16 protein-coding genes are annotated in these 18,633 nt (G+C 32.8%); 3 read left to right on the forward strand and 13 right to left on the reverse strand.

The window, feature by feature from the left end:
* The first annotated feature begins 8 nt into the window (after positions 1 to 8).
* A complete protein-coding gene (locus tag KQI41_RS17105) occupies positions 9 to 263 on the forward strand; it encodes a 4Fe-4S dicluster domain-containing protein (protein WP_154440533.1) in 255 nt (84 codons plus the stop codon).
* Positions 263 to 1,981: an FAD-dependent oxidoreductase gene (locus tag KQI41_RS17110; protein ID WP_154440535.1), complete on the forward strand. Its 1,719-nt coding sequence runs from the start codon at positions 263 to 265 to the stop codon at positions 1,979 to 1,981. Before KQI41_RS17105 ends, KQI41_RS17110 begins: the two co-directional genes overlap by 1 nt.
* A 37-nt stretch (positions 1,982 to 2,018) precedes the next feature.
* On the opposite strand, the gene KQI41_RS17115 is transcribed toward KQI41_RS17110, so the two are convergent.
* From KQI41_RS17115 to KQI41_RS17175, 13 genes are all read right to left on the reverse strand, one after another.
* A complete protein-coding gene (locus KQI41_RS17115; protein WP_154440537.1) occupies positions 2,019 to 2,909 on the reverse strand; it encodes a LysR family transcriptional regulator in 891 nt (296 codons plus the stop codon).
* A 326-nt stretch (positions 2,910 to 3,235) separates the two neighbouring features.
* Positions 3,236 to 3,874 carry a YczE/YyaS/YitT family protein gene (locus tag KQI41_RS17120; protein WP_154440539.1) on the reverse strand — a complete coding sequence of 213 codons (639 nt, stop codon included), beginning with the start codon at positions 3,872 to 3,874 and terminating at the stop codon, positions 3,236 to 3,238.
* Between the two features lie 51 nt (positions 3,875 to 3,925).
* Complete coding sequence (locus tag KQI41_RS17125; protein WP_154440540.1) at positions 3,926 to 4,498, reverse strand: indolepyruvate oxidoreductase subunit beta; 573 nt, start codon at positions 4,496 to 4,498, stop codon at positions 3,926 to 3,928.
* Positions 4,499 to 4,506: 8 nt separating this feature from the next.
* Complete coding sequence (iorA, locus tag KQI41_RS17130; RefSeq protein WP_154440541.1) at positions 4,507 to 6,279, reverse strand: indolepyruvate ferredoxin oxidoreductase subunit alpha; 1,773 nt, start codon at positions 6,277 to 6,279, stop codon at positions 4,507 to 4,509.
* Positions 6,280 to 6,359: 80 nt separating this feature from the next.
* Positions 6,360 to 6,983, reverse strand: coding sequence for a hypothetical protein (locus tag KQI41_RS17135; RefSeq protein WP_154440542.1), 624 nt, complete (start codon positions 6,981 to 6,983; stop codon positions 6,360 to 6,362).
* A gap of 173 nt (positions 6,984 to 7,156) precedes the next feature.
* Positions 7,157 to 8,224, reverse strand: coding sequence for a butyrate kinase (gene buk / locus KQI41_RS17140; RefSeq protein WP_154440543.1), 1,068 nt, complete (start codon positions 8,222 to 8,224; stop codon positions 7,157 to 7,159).
* 37 nt (positions 8,225 to 8,261) lie between these two features.
* A complete protein-coding gene (locus KQI41_RS17145) occupies positions 8,262 to 9,164 on the reverse strand; it encodes a bifunctional enoyl-CoA hydratase/phosphate acetyltransferase (RefSeq protein WP_154440544.1) in 903 nt (300 codons plus the stop codon).
* A gap of 84 nt (positions 9,165 to 9,248) precedes the next feature.
* Entirely contained in the window at positions 9,249 to 10,082 is an 834-nt protein-coding gene (locus KQI41_RS19220) for a methyl-accepting chemotaxis protein (RefSeq protein WP_326828337.1), read from the reverse strand.
* A gap of 184 nt (positions 10,083 to 10,266) precedes the next feature.
* A complete protein-coding gene (locus KQI41_RS17155; protein ID WP_154440545.1) occupies positions 10,267 to 11,370 on the reverse strand; it encodes an NADH-ubiquinone oxidoreductase-F iron-sulfur binding region domain-containing protein in 1,104 nt (367 codons plus the stop codon).
* An 11-nt stretch (positions 11,371 to 11,381) separates the two neighbouring features.
* The gene (locus KQI41_RS17160) at positions 11,382 to 13,472 is read right to left on the reverse strand and encodes an FAD-dependent oxidoreductase (RefSeq protein ID WP_154440546.1); all 2,091 of its coding nucleotides are present in this window, start codon (positions 13,470 to 13,472) and stop codon (positions 11,382 to 11,384) included.
* Between the two features lie 83 nt (positions 13,473 to 13,555).
* Entirely contained in the window at positions 13,556 to 15,028 is a 1,473-nt protein-coding gene (locus KQI41_RS17165) for an FAD-dependent oxidoreductase (protein WP_154440548.1), read from the reverse strand.
* A 17-nt stretch (positions 15,029 to 15,045) separates the two neighbouring features.
* Positions 15,046 to 16,005, reverse strand: coding sequence for a flavodoxin family protein (locus KQI41_RS17170; RefSeq protein ID WP_154440550.1), 960 nt, complete (start codon positions 16,003 to 16,005; stop codon positions 15,046 to 15,048).
* A gap of 102 nt (positions 16,006 to 16,107) precedes the next feature.
* Positions 16,108 to 16,935 carry a DAPG hydrolase family protein gene (locus tag KQI41_RS17175; protein WP_154440552.1) on the reverse strand — a complete coding sequence of 276 codons (828 nt, stop codon included), beginning with the start codon at positions 16,933 to 16,935 and terminating at the stop codon, positions 16,108 to 16,110.
* Between the two features lie 236 nt (positions 16,936 to 17,171).
* On the opposite strand from KQI41_RS17175, the gene KQI41_RS17180 reads away from it, so the two are divergent.
* Positions 17,172 to 18,596: a sigma-54 interaction domain-containing protein gene (locus KQI41_RS17180; protein WP_154440554.1), complete on the forward strand. Its 1,425-nt coding sequence runs from the start codon at positions 17,172 to 17,174 to the stop codon at positions 18,594 to 18,596.
* Positions 18,597 to 18,633 lie beyond the last annotated feature (37 nt).

Consider the following 18,633-nt stretch of genomic DNA (forward strand, 5'->3'; position numbering starts at 1 on the left):
GGGACAATATGAATACTATTAAGTTTGATGATTCAAAGTGTATCGGTTGTAAAAAATGCTATAGATCTTGTTGGTTAGATGTAATTAGATGGAATGAAGAAAAGAAAAGACCTATAGCAGCATACCCTGAAGACTGTGTAGAATGTAATTTCTGTGAAGTAGTTTGTGATCAAAATGCAGTAGATGTAATAATCGACTATAACAAACCTTTCCCAGAACCATATTTCGCACATAGTACAAAAGAGGAAAGGGGGTTAAAATAATGAGTAGGCATATAATAGAAACTGATGTTTTAGTAGTAGGACATGGTATATCTGGATTAAGTGCTGCCATTTCATCAAAAGAAGATGCTCCAGAATTAAATGTATTAACTGTTGACAAATCGTTTGTAGGTTATGCTGGAAAGGCTAATAAAGGTGGCGGTCATGTATCCTTTATTCCTGATGGAGCCTCCGAACAATACATTGAATATCATACAAGAAATCTTGGAGACTATTTAAATGACCAAGATATGTTAAGAAAATACGCAGAGAATACTAGAAAAGTAATTGATAGATGGGAATCATGGGGAGTAAATTTTGTAGCCAAAGAAAAACCATTTGACTCACATCCAATTATACCTTGGAAAGTTATGTTAGTTGACGGCGATGTAATGATACAAATGGGAAAACACGCAAAAAAAATTGGCGTTAAATCCATGGAAAAAATCACAATAACTGATTTATTAACCAATGGAGATAGAGTAGTTGGGGCATTTGGAATGAGCTTATTGACTGGCAAAACTTATGTATTTAAAGCAAAATCTGTTATATTGGCAAATGGAAATCAAGATTTTAGCATTATGCGAATGTGGGCTTCAGCAAAAGGCGATGGTATTGCAGCAGCATATAGAGCTGGAGCAAAGATAAGAAATGCAGAGTTTGGCAGCTTCTTCAATATAATGCAGGTTGAAAACAATCAAGTAACTTATGGTTCTGAAGACTGCTTAGTCAATTCAGCTGGAGAAAATCCTTCAACAAGAGGAGACTTAGACGAAAGCCTTCGTACAGTAGTTGGTGGAGTTGATCTAGGCAGCATGGATTCTATCTTAATGTATATGTCCGTAAGAGATGGAAAAGGTCCTATTTATGAAAACACTGCTGAAAATAAATTCCCAGGTTCCTTCCCTGGCAGAAACCTTATGTTTTTAGGACAAGCAGACCCTCCTTTTGCAAGACCTTATTCTCAAAAATTCTGGGATAAATTATGGAATAAGAATAAGGCTGAAAGTTACAAGGATGATAATCCATTAAAAGAAGTAATCCCTGGAGTTGTTGCAGAACAAAGTCCACTTTATGTTGATCATCATATGAGAACCAGCTTAGAAGGTCTATTTGCATCAGGAGATATATGTGCTAACGGTAGCTCATGGTCAGGTGCAGTCCCTACACCACCAGGAAGAAACAGAGGTTCAGGACTAATCCATGGAGTGTTTACAGGAACTATTGCTGCTAAATCTGCTACAGACTACGCAAAGAATGCTGAGTTTGGAAGCATATCTGATGAGCAAGTAGAAATACTTGAAAATACACTTAAGTCTCCTTTAAATGTGGAAGAAGGAATAAATCCTAGAGATGTTATTTGGGAAATTAAAAACTTAATGCAACCTATAGAATATACTGGTTACAAAAGTGAAAAAAGACTTCAAGAAGCTTTAGATTATGTTCTTGAGCAGAAAGAAAAACTTAATTTATTAAAAGCAGATGATCCTCATGGTCTAAGTGCTGTAAACGAATGTAAAAGCCATGTTTTATGTGCTGAAATGTTCTTTAGAGCTTCTTTAGAAAGAAAAGAAAGTCGTGGATGGCATATGAGAGAAGATTACAAAGAAAGAGACGATAAAAATTATCTGAAGTGGATAGATATTTCAAATCAAAATGGAGAAATGACACTTTCAACAGAAAACGTTCCTATAGATAATTATAAATATAAACCTGAATAAAAATAAAGTAAGAGTACAAAAAGATTGTACTCTTACTTTATTTTTTATTATTTATAACATATATAAATTTGTCTAAAAATAATTTTATAGCTACGTTCTTATTATCTTTTCTCCAGCCTGCAAATACTTTATGTTCACTTCCGATATCTATGACCTTTAACATATTGTTATTTATTACCCTATGCCATTCATCAAAAATAGCGACTCCTCTTCCTGCTTCAACATTCAACATCATAGATTCAATATTAGAAACTTGAATAATCTTTGGTTCGAATCCTAAGCAATTATATATATCTAAAAGTATTTCTAAACTAGTTCGCTCTAGGGAATCAATAAATATAAAAAAATCTTCGTTTTTAAAATCGCTTATACTTAAATTATTTTTATTGTTCAAATGATTTGATTTAGAATAGACTATAAACCTTTGAATATCTGTAAGGTGTTTCAAATTAATATTTTTAGTATTATCAAAGTTATTGGGTAATGACAATACAATATCTACAGACCCATCATTTAGTTTACTTGATAGATCATTAAAATCACCACTCTCTAAATGAATCATTATATCTGAATGTTCTTCAGCTAATAATTCATCTGCTTCAGCAATATATCTAGATATATCCCATCCAGAAAGAAATGCAATATTCAACTTTGTTATGTCATTACCATTGCTTTGTATTATCTTATTTACAATCTTTTTATACTCATCCCTAGACTCTATAAAAAAGTCGTATATTAATTTCCCTTCAGCACTTAGTTTAATATTTTTACCGCTTCTGTCAAATAGCAAAAATCCTAACTCCTTTTCCAAGTTAGAAATTTGTTTACTTAAGGCAGGCTGAGAAATATACAATATTTCTGCAGTTTTTGAAAAGTTCATATTCTTTACTAATTCAATGAAATAATTTATCTGTAAAATAGTAATCATTCCTATTACCAACCCCTAGTCATAGTTTGTACTATATTAATATTATATCATATTCTAGTAAAAATCACTTATTTATACACCCCTTTATAAGTAAGTGTTTTTTTAACTTCTTAAATTATAATGACAAAATATATTTATTGGATATATTACCATTATGAGAGTTGTGTACAATTGGAAATAACTATATTCATTTATCTTCTAAATACATATAAAACCCTTTATCATAAAGATAAAAGGTTTTATAACTTAAATGTCATCAGTGCTTTGTATAGTAATACTATCCTTTGATTTATAATTAGTATCCACCGAGAAACTGTAATTTAATTTTATGAATACAATCCTTTTAGCTTTTTAGAATATCTATTCATTATAAATCCTGTAATTCGCCCTATACTTAAGGCAGCTATAATAGTACCTTCCCTGATTTGTCCTAAGTTTCCAAATACCAATAAAGATACTCCCAAACTTAATATGACACAAAATATATCAAAAGAGGATTTTACTTTAGAAAACGCAACATTCCACTTCTTTGATATAGCAATACATAAGCCTTCTGGTGCATTTATTACTATATCTGATGTTAATATTAAAAAAAGACCTATAGACACTACAACTAAGCTAAGAACTAAAAGTAGTATCTTTCCTAAATAATTTGTAACAGATAAACCTTGAAATAAATATAGTGCAATATCAGTAAACACACCGAAAACTGATGAAAATCCTACTTGAAGTAAGTCTTTTAGTTTATAATCCTTCTTTAGAATTATTATTTGCAGAACTACACATATGGAGTAAAATAAAAATGTTGTGGTGCCTACTGATTTACCAGATATTTGACTAAATACAGAGGGAATTGAGGTTACAGGAGATACACCTAAATTTGATCTTAATGATAAGGCAATTCCTATGGCAAGTGTAAATAGTCCTACAATATATAGTGAAAATCTTATTATGAATTTTTTCAAAACCTTTTCCTCATTTCTTTACTTTAGGAATGAATTCCATCCCATCTACCTCTAAATATTTCTTCCAGCCCTATATGCATTTATATTTAAATCTATAAACTTTTCTTTTACTGTATTTCTAATAACATCTTCCCAGTCTATATTATCAAGTTCTAACACCTTTGATAAAGCTCCAAATAAAACTATATTCATTGCCTTCTCATTTCCAAGTTCCTTTGCAATTCCTACAGCATCAATGGCTTTAGTATCTGCCTTTAGTTGAAGCTCTTCTAGTATTCCCTCTGGATAATCAACTCTACCTGCTAGTATTGGGGCAGAAGGAATTTGTTGATTATTTACAATGACTTTGCCACCTGGTTTTAAAAACTCTATCAATCTTAAGGCTTCCATTAATTCAAAGGATACTAATATATCAGCTTCTCCCCTTCCAATTATAGGTGAGTAAACCTTTTCTCCAAATCTGATTTGAGTAGTTACACTTCCACCTCTCTGAGCCATACCATGGACTTCAGACATTTTAACATCATATCCAGCTTCTACTAAGCCCTTGGATAATACATTACTAGCTAATATTGTTCCCTGACCACCTACACCAACTAATAATACACTTTTAATACTTGACATTTAATCACCTACCTTCTTACAATAGCATCTTTAGGACACACCTGCGAACATACACTACAGCCAACACATTGTGATTCCATAATAAAGGATTTCTTTTCTATATTATTAAACCTGATTGCTGGACAACCAGTCTTTATACAAATTTTACATCCAATACATAAATCCTTCTTTACAAAATATTTATCCTTTAATACTCCAAATTCTTCTTTATCAGCATCTGAATACTTCTTTAAAACACATGGATATCTTGTAATAATAACGGAAGGCTCTTCAAGGGAAAGTGCCCATTGTAAAGCTTCTCTTACTTCTTCCAATCTATGTGGATTTATAGTTCTTACATTTTTACATCCTAATGCTCTAACTACAGTTTCAATATCTATATCCGCTGATACTTCTCCCTCCAGAGTAAATCCTGTACCAGGATTTTCTTGGTGTCCCGTCATCCCTGTTGTTCTATTGTCTAGTATACAAGTAATTACTTTTCCACCATTATATAGTGTACCTATCAATCCATTTATTCCTGTATGAAAAAATGTTGAATCTCCCATGGTTGCAACTGTTCTCATTTCTTTACCAAACTTATCGAATACTTTTTGAACTCCATGGGCAGTTCCCACGCTTCCGCCCATACAAATACAGGTATCCTTAGCTTTTAGTGGCTCTGATCCACCTAAGCCGTAGCATCCTATATCTCCTGCTACCATTACATTCTTAAACTTCCCTAACTCATAGAAAAATCCCCTATGTGGACAACCAGCACATAAAGTTGGTGGCCTATTAACTACTTTTTCTTCAGCAGTCTCTATTAATTCTTTCTCTATTTCCAATAAGCTTTTTGCAACTATATCTGTATTTAATTCTCCTATATTAGGTATCTTTTCTTTACCTATACAGTTGATTCCATTTGCCTTTAATTGTTCCTCTATATATGGCTCCAGCTCTTCAATTACATAAAGGGTATCTACTTTAGATGCAAAGTCTTTTATTTTTTTCATTGGTAATGGGTAAGTAAATCCTAATTTAAGATAGGACGCTTTATTACTAAAAACCTCCTTAGCATATTGGTAAGAAACTCCGGATGTAACAATCCCAATTTTGCTATTATTCCATTCAATAAAGTTTAGATCTGTTTCATTTGAAAACTCCTCAAGTTTTTTTAATCTATCCTCTAATTTATATCTTAAGGCTCTTGAATAAACTGGCATAGCATCAAATTTAGCATTGTTCTTAGCATAATCCTTGATTGGAGCTTCTACTTTTTCACCTAATTGAACTAAACTCTTACTATGACATACTCTTTGAGTCATTCTAAATAATACAGTAGTATCGTATTTTTCAGATATTTCCACTGCAGACTTTATCATATCTTTACATTCTTGACTATCTGAAGGCTCTAGCATAGCAATTTTTGCAAACTTTGCATAATGTCTATTGTCCTGTTCATTTTGTGAAGACGCCATTCCAGGGTCATCTGCACTAATTAATATCAAGGCTCCATTTACTCCCATATAGGCGTATGTAAACAATGGATCAGCCGCAACATTTACTCCAACCATTTTCATGGCACAAAGTGATCTTGCACCTGCAATAGAAGCACCTATTGCTGTTTCTAATGCTACCTTTTCGTTAGGTGCCCATTCTGATATTATATTATCCTTGAAAAGTGCAATATTTTCAAGGATTTCTGTGCTAGGTGTTCCTGGATATGCCGATGCATATGAAATTCCTGCTTCATATGCACCTTGTGCAACTGCTTCATTCCCCGTCATAAGTTTTTTCATCTATCTTAACCTCCATTAAAATCATCTATTTACCAAACATTTTATAGTTTTTATTGATTTTAAATACGTCATATTAATTTCTATTTATTTGTTTCAATATATTTATATCTAGCATTTCTTCCTGGTTCAATTATTGACAAATCTGCAAATGGATTAGTTATTGGATTATCTACTACCTTATATAGATTATATAGAGATGGTAAAAATACACCCCAATTTCCTATTTCCTCTTCGCAATGTTTTGCCCATATAAGCCCTTCCTCTTTAGTCTCTTTTTTAGCCATTCCAATTGCAGAAGATTTTCCAACTACACCAAAGTCTGTCTTTTGCCATTGATGAATCCTATATCCCATAACTACTGGATTCTTCAATGCTTCATCACCTAATCCAATTCCAGCAACAACAACAACATGCTCATATACTATATAGTCCTTAACTTCTGCGGGTAAAGTATACAAGTCCTCAAATCTTATATATAAATTTTGTCTTATACCATCATCCCATGTTTGAGGTGCTATATGAATAGAACCTATTGGATTTCCATTAACAGGAGCCTTTGCCCATTCTAGATGCTCATGTTCCTCAGGATGCCATAATATAAAACCTTTTTCCATATTACTCCAAAACCAATCTATCATTTTTGGAGTAACCATCTCATGACTCCAATCTAAATGTGTCCCCATGCCATCTTGTATTAATTTCATTATTATTTCCTCCTTATAAAAATCATTACTACCTTTAGATTAGCATCATAATTATAGATTGTAAAATACATATATGGTCATATCCTTATAACCATATGGTTATAAGGATATGACCATATATAATTAATCCCTATTTAATATAAGTCAGTATCTAGTTGAGCATCTTATTATAGTCACTCTATATATTCATTAGCTTCTTCTTCTCCTCGAAGTACCCTAAGAGTACCTAATGCCAAAGATTCCATTTCATTTTCTCCAGGCATTATTTCTACTGGAGCAATAAATTTCACTCTTTTTATTATCCAATTGGTAAACATTTCTGAATAAGCTATTCCTCCTGTAAGAATAATATAATCTATCTCACCTTCCACTACTGTAGCTAACTCACCAATCCCTTTAGCAACTTGGTATGCCATAGCCTCATATACTAATTCTGCATGCTTGTCACCATTTTCAATTCTCTTTTCTACTTCTCTTGCGTCATGGGTATTTAAGTAGGCCTTTAATCCTCCGCTGCCTCTTAATTTCCTATGCATTGTTCTTTCATCATACTTTCCTGAATAACATAAATCTATAAGAGCTTTACAAGGAACCCTTCCTGCCCTTTCTGGGGAAAGAGGTCCTTCATCATCAGCTATAATATCTATCATCTTTCCTTTTTTCTGAACGTTAACCGATATTCCTCCTCCTAAATGTGCTACAATACAGGTTATTTCATTATAATTTTTACCATGTTTCTTTGCCACTTTCATAGCCATTGCTCTTGAATTAAGTACATGGTTTGTACTAGTTCTTGATATATCTGGCATTCCCGAGATCCTTGCTATATCAGTTAATTCATCTACCCTTACAGAATCATATATATATGAAGGTACATCAATAATACTTGCTATCTCATAAGCTATCAAAGCACCTAGATTAGAAGCATGTTCAAAAGCAGGTCTATTTTTAAGCCTGTCTACCATTATATTATTAACTCTATAGGCTCCTGATTTAACAGGGGGAAGCATCCCTCCTCTACCTACTATGGCAGATAGTTCTTCTATATTATACCCTTTATCCTTTAGAAAAGATAAAATCATGTCCTTTCTCATATGGAATTGGTCTTGGATTGTTTGAAATCTTTCTAATTCATTAATATCATGTTCCAAGGTTTCACAGAACAATTCCCTTTCATTTTCATATATAGCTATTTTAGTTGTAGTAGAACCTGGGTTAATTACTAATATCTTATAATCCATTTCATTACCTCCTGATTTTCAATAATACAATTTTGCACTAGTTGATGGCTGCAGACAATACAATTGATAAATATTTTTCTTCAGCAGTTGATCCTCTTGATGTTAAAACAATAGGCACCTTTGCTCCAACTATAAAACCTGCCATTTTAGCTCCTGCTGAATATACTAGAGATTTACCTAGTATATTTCCAACTGTAATATTAGGAACCATTAAAATATCAACATCTTCAGTAACTGGACTAATAAAGTTTTTTATCTCAGCAGATTCTTTACTCATGGCCAAATCATAAGAAATAGGTCCTTCCACTATACAATCCTTTAATATATTCTCTTGATTCATTTTCTTAAGATTATCTGCATCTAGAGTTTCAGGCATATTAGGATTCACTTTTTCTACTGCTGTAAGAACTGCTACTTTAGGACATTCATATCCCATACTTTTAAAAGTAGATACTGCATTTTCTATGATTTGCCTTTTTTCCTCTAAATTTGGATACATCATCATCCCACCATCTGTTACTGCTAATAACTTATGATATCCTGGTATGTCATGAAGTACAACGTGAGACATTACCCTTCCTGTTCTAAGTCCCTTTTCCTTATTCACTACTGCCTTCAAAAGATCTGCTGTTTGAATTTTTCCCTTCATTATAAAATCAGCTTCCCCACTGTGAATTAACCCCACAGCTTTAGTGGCTGCTGCAACATCATCTTCGACTTGTATAATATGCTTGTCATCTAATTCAATATGTAGATTATTTAAGATTCTTTTTATCTCCAATCTATCTCCTATTAATATAGGTTCTACTATATTATTTTGTTTTGCTTTAAATACAGCTTCAAGAGTATGTTCATCTTGAGCTGAAACCACTGCCACTCGTTTTTTAAGCTCAGTACTTTGGACTTTTTTAATTAATTCCTCGAAATTTCTATAAATCATTTTATCCTCCTTTATAAACTCCTATAAGGTATTATTCCATTCTTCTTTTATATATGGCAAATTATAATTATATGAAAGAATAAATTAATATTCATTAGCCATTTCCTCTAATATCATTGCTGTAGAATTTAGTTCCTCAATATTTGCTGTCATTTCTTCTAAAGCTGCAACTTGTTCTTGAAAAAGAATATCGGTTTCATTTATATTTCCTAATATATGATTTATGGATTCTTTCATCCTGTTTAATACAACCTCTATTTTTTGTATTGATTCACTACTGGATGTTGAAAGTTTTCTTACTTCTTCTGCAACTATACCAAAACCTCTGCCATACTCTCCAGCTCTTGCAGCTTCTATAGTAGCATTTAACCCTAATAAATTTGTTTGTCTACCAACTCCATTTATAAATCTTATTATTTCATCGGTACCTTTAGCATCTTCATAGGCATCTTTAGCTATATCTAATACATTAGTATTGGATAAGGTAGCACCTTGTACTCCTGCAAAAATTTGTGTTATAGCTTGGGAAATTTCTTGTAAAGAGCTTGATAAGTTTTCTGACAACAAACCTATCTTTACTTGTTTTTCTAAACTTCTTCCTACACCAAAGGCACCAATAATTTCTCCATTTTCATCTCGAATAGGTACAGATACTGATCTAAAGGTTACACCAAATTTTTCCTCTGGAACAATCACCGATATTGTCTTTTCTTCTTCCATAGTTTCATACATACCATCCCCTTTTGTTACTTCATCACCTCTTCTAGCAGTAACTGGAATATTATCATTTATACTTTGATAAAGAAATTTTTTCCTATCTGTTACTCCTATTATTATATCTTCACTAAAAAGTTCTGGAAGATAAGATGCTATATATATAAAATGATTAAAAATTTCCTCTTTAGTTTTTCCCTCCACAAAATCACCCCTCAATTTTCATTATAAATAAATTCCATTTGATGAACTCACAACATTATACTTGCAATAAATATGCCATATAAATAAAAATCACAATTAGTATAAATACTCTTACTAATTGTGATTTTTTAATTCAATATTGCATTATTGAAATTCATTATTGTATTATTTTTCTATACCTATCTTAATTTTTACAGGGAATTGGTTTCTTTAAGGTTTTAGGTTTTATTCTTCCTGCTTTTATAATTGCCTCTTCCCCACAGACACTAATACAAGATCCACACTGAATACATTCATCTTGATCGATTATGTGAATATACCTCTTCTTCCCTAATATTGCTTCTTCTTCACATATATTCTGACATTCATTACATCCATTACATTTATCATCAAGGATATGGTAGGTTATAAACTTACTACATACAGCAGCTTTACAATCTTTTTTTATTATATGTCCTAAGATTTCCTCTTTGAAATTATTAATAGCAGTTATTACTGTATTACCAGCTGCTATCCCAATATCGCATAAAGATTGATTCCGCATCTGATTACATAAGTCCAACAATTGCTCAATATCTTCAGCTTTTCCTCTTTTATTTGCAATATCAGATAAAATCATATAAATCTGTGTAGTCCCTTCATGCCCAAAAACGCAACGTCCACAAGATTCACTTAAATATCTTTTTGAAATATCAACAAGCCTATCTAAAATACAATGACTTTCATCAAAAATAAATATATAATCTGTAGTCAGTTCAATTTCATCATCTAATTGTTCATCTGATATTAAAGTTCCCATAGGATATCCAAAGTACATTCCCTTAAATTTATTATCAGATCTGCACTGATTCAATATATCCCTTGGTTTTACATTTTTATTAAAAGAAAATAATCCTTTGTTTTTAATATTACCATTAATAAACACAGCCTTATTTTTAGACCCTAATAGTTCTTCAACAGAGTATATTGGTAATTTTTTATTAATTCCATATGGTATTGGTTTTTCGCCTTTAATTAAACTTTCAATTGCTGTTAAGTTCCCATAAACAAAATTATTTATGACTTCTGTTTCTAAAATTTCTATATTTGAATCTGGTAAAGTTTTTATTTGTTCTTTTAGTAAGTCTATTGTCTTTTTGTCCTTTTTATCAACAATTAAATATTTTTTAATCATTGGATCTTCTGATATTGAATCTATAACCTGTGAGATATTATCCTTTAATATTTCTAGAGAAACTGGTGCTTCTGAATATATAGGTACAGTATTGCAAACTATTGTGTTGTCCATTTTCATCACCTCTAATATTCATTCCAAAATTTTGGATTATTTAGATTTAACCTTAGATCACATTGCAAACATCTATTAGCTTCTTTCATTGCTAACTCTTCTTCAAATGCATTTTCAATTGTTTCAAAACTACTCTTCCTTCTATCTAAGGATATCATAGATGGGCTATTTCTTTCTAGGTCTCCAAAACCTGGACATTGTCCAATATACGGATCTGGAATTTCATATTCTAATAGCTTTTCAGTAATATCCCCATCCCCCCCAAAATATTTATCTATTTCTTCTGCTGCTTTTCTTCCTGCTACAATAGCTTCTACTACAGACTTGGTTCCTGTAACTACATCTCCTGCAGCATATACTCCCTCTATATTTGTTTTTAAACTATTATCTACTTTAATATAGGAATTATTTATTAATTCTAAATTCATTTTATCGGTTCCATAAGGTCTCTGTCCTACTGCAAATATTACATTATCAACTTCTACTATTTCCTCCGTGCCTTCTACTAATTCTAAAACTGCTCTTCGATTTTCATCAAAATAAAACTTATCTACCTTCTTTAATTCTACTCCTTGAACCTTTTCCTCTCCCGTAATCCTTAAGAATGAGTGTCCAGAGTGCAATATAATGCCTTCTTCTTTACCTTCTTGAATCTCATCCTTTCCTGCTGTCATTTTGTCTATTGTTTCAAGGCAAGCTATATGAACCTCTTCCACTCCTAGCCTAATGGCTGTTCTGGCACAATCATAAGCCACATTACCACCACCTAGAACCATGAGTTTTTTACCTAGTTTTATCCTTTCTCCTCGCCTTGTTCTTTTTAGGAAGTCTGTATTTACATAAACTCCATCCAAATCATTTCCATCTATTGGAAGCTTAGTACCGTTATGAGTTCCTATAGTAATCAATACAGAATCATAGCCTTCTTCCAATAACTCTTTTGGCGAATTAATTTTTCTTCCAGTAACTAAGTTTACTCCCTCATCAATAATAGTTGATATTTCTTTATCCAATAGCTCATCTGACAATCTATATGATGGAATTCCATATCTACATTGACCACCGGCTTTTTCATTCTCTTCAAATACTGTAACTTCATGTCCCTTTTTATTTAAATAATATGCAGCTGTTAAACCTGCTGGCCCAGCACCTATAACTCCTACCTTTTTTCCTGTTCTATTAGAATTAAGTGCATTGTTTTTCCATTGAGCATTATCATTTACAGAGGCAGCTCTCTTTAATTTGCAAATGGAAATAGGTTTTCCTAATTCATTTCTTTTACAGTTATCTTCACACAAATGATTACATACACTTCCTAATATCTCTGGAAATGGTACCTTCTCTCTGATTACTGCTGTGGCTTTAGAAAAATCACCTTCTTTTATATATCTAATATATCTTGGAATATCTATATGGGCAGGACAAGCAGTTTTACATGGTACTATTGCTTCTCTATATGATATATCTTCATTAAGAACACCAACAGCATCCATTATAGATCCAGTTGGGCAAACCTCTATACAAGCACCACAGAACCTGCAGCCAGCTTCACGTAAGGATACTCCTTCATCTACTCCCACTTGAATACCATCCTTGGTTCTTTGATAATCTAAAACTTTAACTCCACGTAATTCCCTGCAGGCTCTGATACATCGTCCACAACGAATACATCTAGTAAATAGATGTCTAATCAATGGGTTACTTTCATCAGTTTGTACTGTTCTTGTTTTTCTTCTCCATCCCTCTGGACCTACACCCATATATTGATATAGAGATTGTAATTCACAATTTCCATACTTAGGGCATCCTGTACAATCTGCAGGATGGGTAGCTAATATTAATTCCATGGCCATTTTTCTTGTTTTATCTGCTTTTGGCGAATCAACCTTAATAACCATGCCATCTCTTGCCATTGTTTTACAGGCTGGTACTGGCTCTTCTATTCCTTCCACTTCTACAGAACACAACCTGCATCCACCAACTGCCTCTAAATCTGGGTGTTTACATAGATGCGGTATGTATATGCCTGAGTCAGCTGCCATATCCAGAATGAACTTACCTTCATCTGCTATTATTTCTTTTCCATCAATTACTATTTTCATCTTTAGCATTTCCTCCTTAAATTAGTCTAGCTGAATATTATCAGCCAGACCATATATCCTATAAGGAATATTTATTATAATTTTTATAATGAATTTGCTGCATTTTCACCAGCAATACGCCCACTATTTAGACAGAATCCCATTGTATTTCCTGCCAGTATAAATGGATAGCTGTCCCCATAAATATTACAGGCATCAGTACCCACTGCATATAGACCTTGAATTACTTTTGAATCCTGAGTCATTACCTCTGTTCTATGATTAATTAAAATTCCACCTAAACTTCCATATGCTCCTACATTTTGACGACAGCAATAAAATGGCCCTTTGGCAATTGGTTGCATATAAGCCCTATCTTTTTCAAATATTTCATCAAATCCTGCTTCACACATACTGTTATATTCTTCTACTTGATCTAGCAATCCTTGGACGTCAATCCCTGCCTTTTCTGCAAGTTCTTCAATTGTATCAGCTTGTGTTATTGGCTCATATCCCTCTGCAATATCTCTCTCCCACTGCTCATCAAAATGATCAAATAAGTCATGAGGGTGTACGTGTGATACTATATCTGCTCCATGTTTCTTATATCTCTTTAACATTCTGCTATCAAAAATTGAAAACGCCACATGACCTGGCTGTGCAGATATTGCATTACCTGTAAATGTTGTATTTCCAATTTGATCCTCTGGCATAAATCTTTCTCCATTTCTATTTACCCATAGACAAGGTTGGCGGAAAACTCCATCAAGGATAAAGTGATTCATGTTATCTGGTAATTGATACATTAGCTCCATTGTACATTTAGTTTGACCTGCACCTGCTTCCCAAGCCATCTTAATTCCTTCACCTTTCATGCCTGGAATAGCAAAGTTAAAAATAGTCTCTCCAAATTTATATCCAGTTTCTTCTCTAATCATTTCTGGGTTATCACCGAATCCGCCAGTTGCTAATATAATAGATTTCGCTCTAGCTTCAATTTCTTGCCCATCTTTATCCTTTGCAAAAACTCCCACTGCCTTGCCGTCTTCCATGATTATTTTCGTTACTGGAGTTTCTAATAAAATTTCCACACCTAATTCTATAGCTCTTTCGGTCATTTTCTTTGTCATAGTTGATGCACAACGTGGTCCTGGAGGTCCACCACCTTCTGGTTTTACAACATGCCACGTAAATTCACCATCGGAATATGGCCTAGTTGCTTCTGGAGCACTAAATGCTCTTTGTACTCCAACAAATTCAACACCCATATCCATTAACCAATCTATGGTATCACCAGATTTGAAATAATAATCACGAACTAAACGTGCATTCACGCCATAATGTGTAAAATACATATGTTTTCTAAATGCTTCTCCCGGTGATAAAGAAACCATTTGTTGTTTTTGTATTGAGGATCCTACTCCTAAAGGCCCCATACCCATATTTGCAGCTCCACCTGTTGTATTTGATTTTTCAAAGGTTATTACATTAGCTCCATTTTCTGCTGCTGCAATACTTGCTGCTAAACCTGATAATCCTGCCGCAACTACAATTACATCTGTTTCCAACTTTTTCATATCTTGTTCCTCCTTTATTATTCAGATTTATTTGTTTCTATAGACGGGAAGTTTAATTCCTTATACTTTCCAATCTTTGAATTCACAATTGCCTTATTCTCTTCTGTGTAAAATCCTCCTTGAGTGTGACCAATTTCAACTAGATGATGAGCACGTCCCTCTACTGTTGTTCTATCACGGCAAAGCCCATCTTCCTGAATTACAAACTCCCATTTATTATTGTCAGTCTTCTCCAATGTTCCACCTGCCCCACAAACTTGACATTCAATAGGAAAGTGAAGACCATCCCATTGTTCCTCTCCAAGAATTAAGGCATTGGAATGACAATTTGGACACCATCCCATATTTGGATCTCCTAGCCATGTTCTTTCTTCTGGAGTAGTATTAACTGCCTTCATCACATTTTCCCCAACTTCTCTTGCACGAGCAATCATATCATCGTGAAGCAAGCATTGTGCTGGAGCTGGCACTCTAGTTGCTAAATACATATCAACTACTTTAATATCCGTCGTAAACATTCCTGCTTGTAATGTCTCAAGAGCCATAGACTGCCACGAACGAGTAGAACCTCCTACTGCAATTAATCCACCAACACGATCTCTATGTTCTATGGCATTAATTGATTCTAGAAAAGCAGTTTCATAACTAAGACTTCTTTGTAAAAACCTGGCCATGGTAGCAGTAGCCATTAAGTCATAAGTTGGAGCAGAAAAAATAACTCCATCTTGTTCTAACATTACTTCCATAATTTCTTTTTTGTCATCCCTTTGGTCAAGGGTACATCCGAGATTTTTTCCCTGAGACATACCATGGGTACATACAGTACAGCCTGTACAATCAATGATATTATAATCCCTCAAGTTAATCATAGTAACTTCCGCTCCAGCCTCCTGACAATATAATAAAGCCTCTTTTAAAAGAATTTCACTATTACTATTTTTCCTACCTGCAGTAATCCCCATTATCTTCTTTTTCATTATTATTCTCCCCTTGCTTAAAATTTTAATATAAAACTATACTGGAAATTATTACACAAGCAAATACCTTTAAAATAACAAAACCTTAATTACTAAATTGATTTAGATAAAAGATTTCTCTTTCTCCTCTTCATAGATCTTAGGCAAAAAAGAAGCCAAATGCGTATATTCTTCAACTGCATGGTTAGCCAAGGCTTTTATAGCCTCTATAGGTACTTGTATTCCTGGTGGCAATAGTTTAACAGTTTTTTTGTCTATGATTCTATATCCCATCCAAAATCTTGTACGAAACTCCACTCCACCTTCTATCTCCCTTATGAAATGACACATAATTGCAGGAATCTTTGGTGCATCTTCTGGAGCTCCTTCCATAGATGATAGTCCATTCCCTATAACTACAGTTCCCACATTTGGAGAATGAAATCTCTTCATATCAAAACCAACATCTTCTGGTTTTAAGAAATTAATTGCAATATTTTCAATTCCTATTCCTGTATCTTCTTTTACATAGTGTGTTATTCCTTGAAATCTATCTGTCATAGAAGTATTTGGGTCTAATATTTTTTCTCTATCTTTTTCATCTATTGAAACACCATAATGGCCTTTATTGAACCATAACATATAACGTAAGTCTTCAAGTCCATGCCATGCAAACCACCAATTCACCATATCAATTGTAACCCCTGGCATCTTGTTTAATACTGCAATATACCCTGTACCATTTTCTAAATTACAATATCCTGTTTCCACATCAAAATATCCCGGATTTAAAAGATCATTAATATCTTCAGGCAATAAAGCCTTACTGGGCTCCATTGACCCTTGGGCTAAAATCTCCAATAGCTCTTTATTAGGTGGAGTTATTGGATTATAAAAATACTTAGAATAAGATTTTGATTGTTCTTCTTTTGTTAATTCTCTTATACTCATCTTTTCATCTCCCTTATTTATATTTTTATATGAAGAATTCCACTTTATAATATTGCAATTAATATGCCAGTTATCTCATAACTAAATTTGTTAGTTTTAAAATTGTCAATGTTTTAGCTTTGTAATATTTTTTTACACTTATTTTTACAATTGTATATTTTTCTTCCACTATCAATTTACATTTAACTAGTCATGTGGTATCTTATATACAAATTAATCTTTTTCGGAGGTAAATTATGTATATAAATTTGTCTAAGGATCAAATATATGAAAGAAATGGTATTCTTGATGAAATAATGGAAAAACTCTTCGATATGGCCACATTAGTTGATTCCCAAGAAAAGATAATCCATGTTAGTTCTAGTATCCCTAAATTAAGGAAAGAATCAAAAAATCAAATTATAGAAAAAAACATTGATTACCTTTATGATGCTTTACCATTTAAAAAAGTATTGAATACCGGAAGAGCTGAAATGGGTATTATAGAGGTAATACATGGAAGAAAAATACTTGCAAATATATTTCCAATTATATGGGAAGAACAGACTATTGGTGCTTTAGGTACCATATTGTATAGAAATATTTCTATGCTAAAAAATATCCTATGGAATATAACCAATATGGATCCTTCTTTGCCTAAGGATTTATATGATCAGATATCAAGACTTGAAACTAGCTATCTATTTGAAGATTTCATAGGTAATAGTAAGATAGTAAAAGATATGATTGTTCAATGCGAAAGTGCTGCTATATCTAATCATCCAGTTTTAATCCTTGGAGAAACAGGTACAGGAAAAGAAATTATAAGCAATGCCATACATTCATCCAAGTTTTATAATAAACTATCTCCCTTTATTAAGATAAATTGTAATGCAATACCAGAACCACTATTAGAATCAGAACTTTTTGGTCATGTAAAAGGAGCATTTACCGGGGCTACAGAAAATAAAAAGGGGAAATTTGAGATTGCTTCCGGTGGCTCTATATTGTTGGATGAAATTGGAGATATGGATTTAAGACTACAGAGTAAACTCCTACGAGTTTTAGAAGAAAAGGAATTTGAAAGAGTAGGTGATATTAAACTTATTCCCTTAAATGCTAGAATAATTGCTTCTACTAATGCGAATTTACACAGACTATCTAGGGAGGGTAAGTTTCGTTCAGACTTATATTATCGGCTAAATACTATCGAAATTATAATTCCACCATTAAGGGCTAGGACTGAAGATATCCCTATTTTAGTAGAACATTTTATTGAATTAGATCAACTCAGGGTTTCTTTTACGCAGAATGCAATGGAAAGGTTAATAGATTATAGTTGGCCTGGTAATGTAAGACAGTTAAGAAATATATTAAACCGACTAAACATTATAAAGCAAGAAGGTACTATCGACGACCAAGATATACACAATATATTATATTCCAATATAGAGTTCCCAGAAAATACGACTATTAGTTTACATGGATGCTCTAAAAATACTTCGACAGATATAAAAATAGCTACTATTGAAGAAGCCGAAAAAGAAGCCATTTTACGTGCCTTAGAGTATTGTAGCTATAATATCTCACTGACTTCAAAGATATTAAACATAAGCAGACCTACATTATATAATAAATTAAATAAATATAAAATAAATATAGCCCCTAAATTAACAGAGTAAATTGACAAACCTTATTAATACTTGCAATAAATATGCC

The organism is Tissierella pigra (assembly GCF_018917845.1).
GTDB lineage: Bacteria > Bacillota > Clostridia > Tissierellales > Tissierellaceae > Tissierella > Tissierella pigra.

Bases quoted from the DNA above. Each gene is read 5' to 3' on its own strand.
- KQI41_RS17105 (WP_154440533.1), top strand. From the start codon at position 9: ATGAATACTATTAAGTTTGATGATTCAAAGTGTATCGGTTGTAAAAAA.
- KQI41_RS17110 (WP_154440535.1), top strand. From the start codon at position 263: ATGAGTAGGCATATAATAGAAACTGATGTTTTAGTAGTAGGACATGGT.
- KQI41_RS17115 (WP_154440537.1), bottom strand. From the start codon at position 2,909: ATGATTACTATTTTACAGATAAATTATTTCATTGAATTAGTAAAGAAT.
- KQI41_RS17125 (WP_154440540.1), bottom strand. From the start codon at position 4,498: ATGTCAAGTATTAAAAGTGTATTATTAGTTGGTGTAGGTGGTCAGGGA.
- iorA (WP_154440541.1), bottom strand. From the start codon at position 6,279: ATGAAAAAACTTATGACGGGGAATGAAGCAGTTGCACAAGGTGCATAT.
- KQI41_RS17135 (WP_154440542.1), bottom strand. From the start codon at position 6,983: ATGAAATTAATACAAGATGGCATGGGGACACATTTAGATTGGAGTCAT.
- buk (WP_154440543.1), bottom strand. From the start codon at position 8,224: ATGGATTATAAGATATTAGTAATTAACCCAGGTTCTACTACAACTAAA.
- KQI41_RS17145 (WP_154440544.1), bottom strand. From the start codon at position 9,164: ATGATTTATAGAAATTTCGAGGAATTAATTAAAAAAGTCCAAAGTACT.
- KQI41_RS17155 (WP_154440545.1), bottom strand. From the start codon at position 11,370: ATGGACAACACAATAGTTTGCAATACTGTACCTATATATTCAGAAGCA.
- KQI41_RS17160 (WP_154440546.1), bottom strand. From the start codon at position 13,472: ATGAAAATAGTAATTGATGGAAAAGAAATAATAGCAGATGAAGGTAAG.
- KQI41_RS17165 (WP_154440548.1), bottom strand. From the start codon at position 15,028: ATGAAAAAGTTGGAAACAGATGTAATTGTAGTTGCGGCAGGATTATCA.
- KQI41_RS17170 (WP_154440550.1), bottom strand. From the start codon at position 16,005: ATGAAAAAGAAGATAATGGGGATTACTGCAGGTAGGAAAAATAGTAAT.
- KQI41_RS17175 (WP_154440552.1), bottom strand. From the start codon at position 16,935: ATGAGTATAAGAGAATTAACAAAAGAAGAACAATCAAAATCTTATTCT.
- KQI41_RS17180 (WP_154440554.1), top strand. From the start codon at position 17,172: ATGTATATAAATTTGTCTAAGGATCAAATATATGAAAGAAATGGTATT.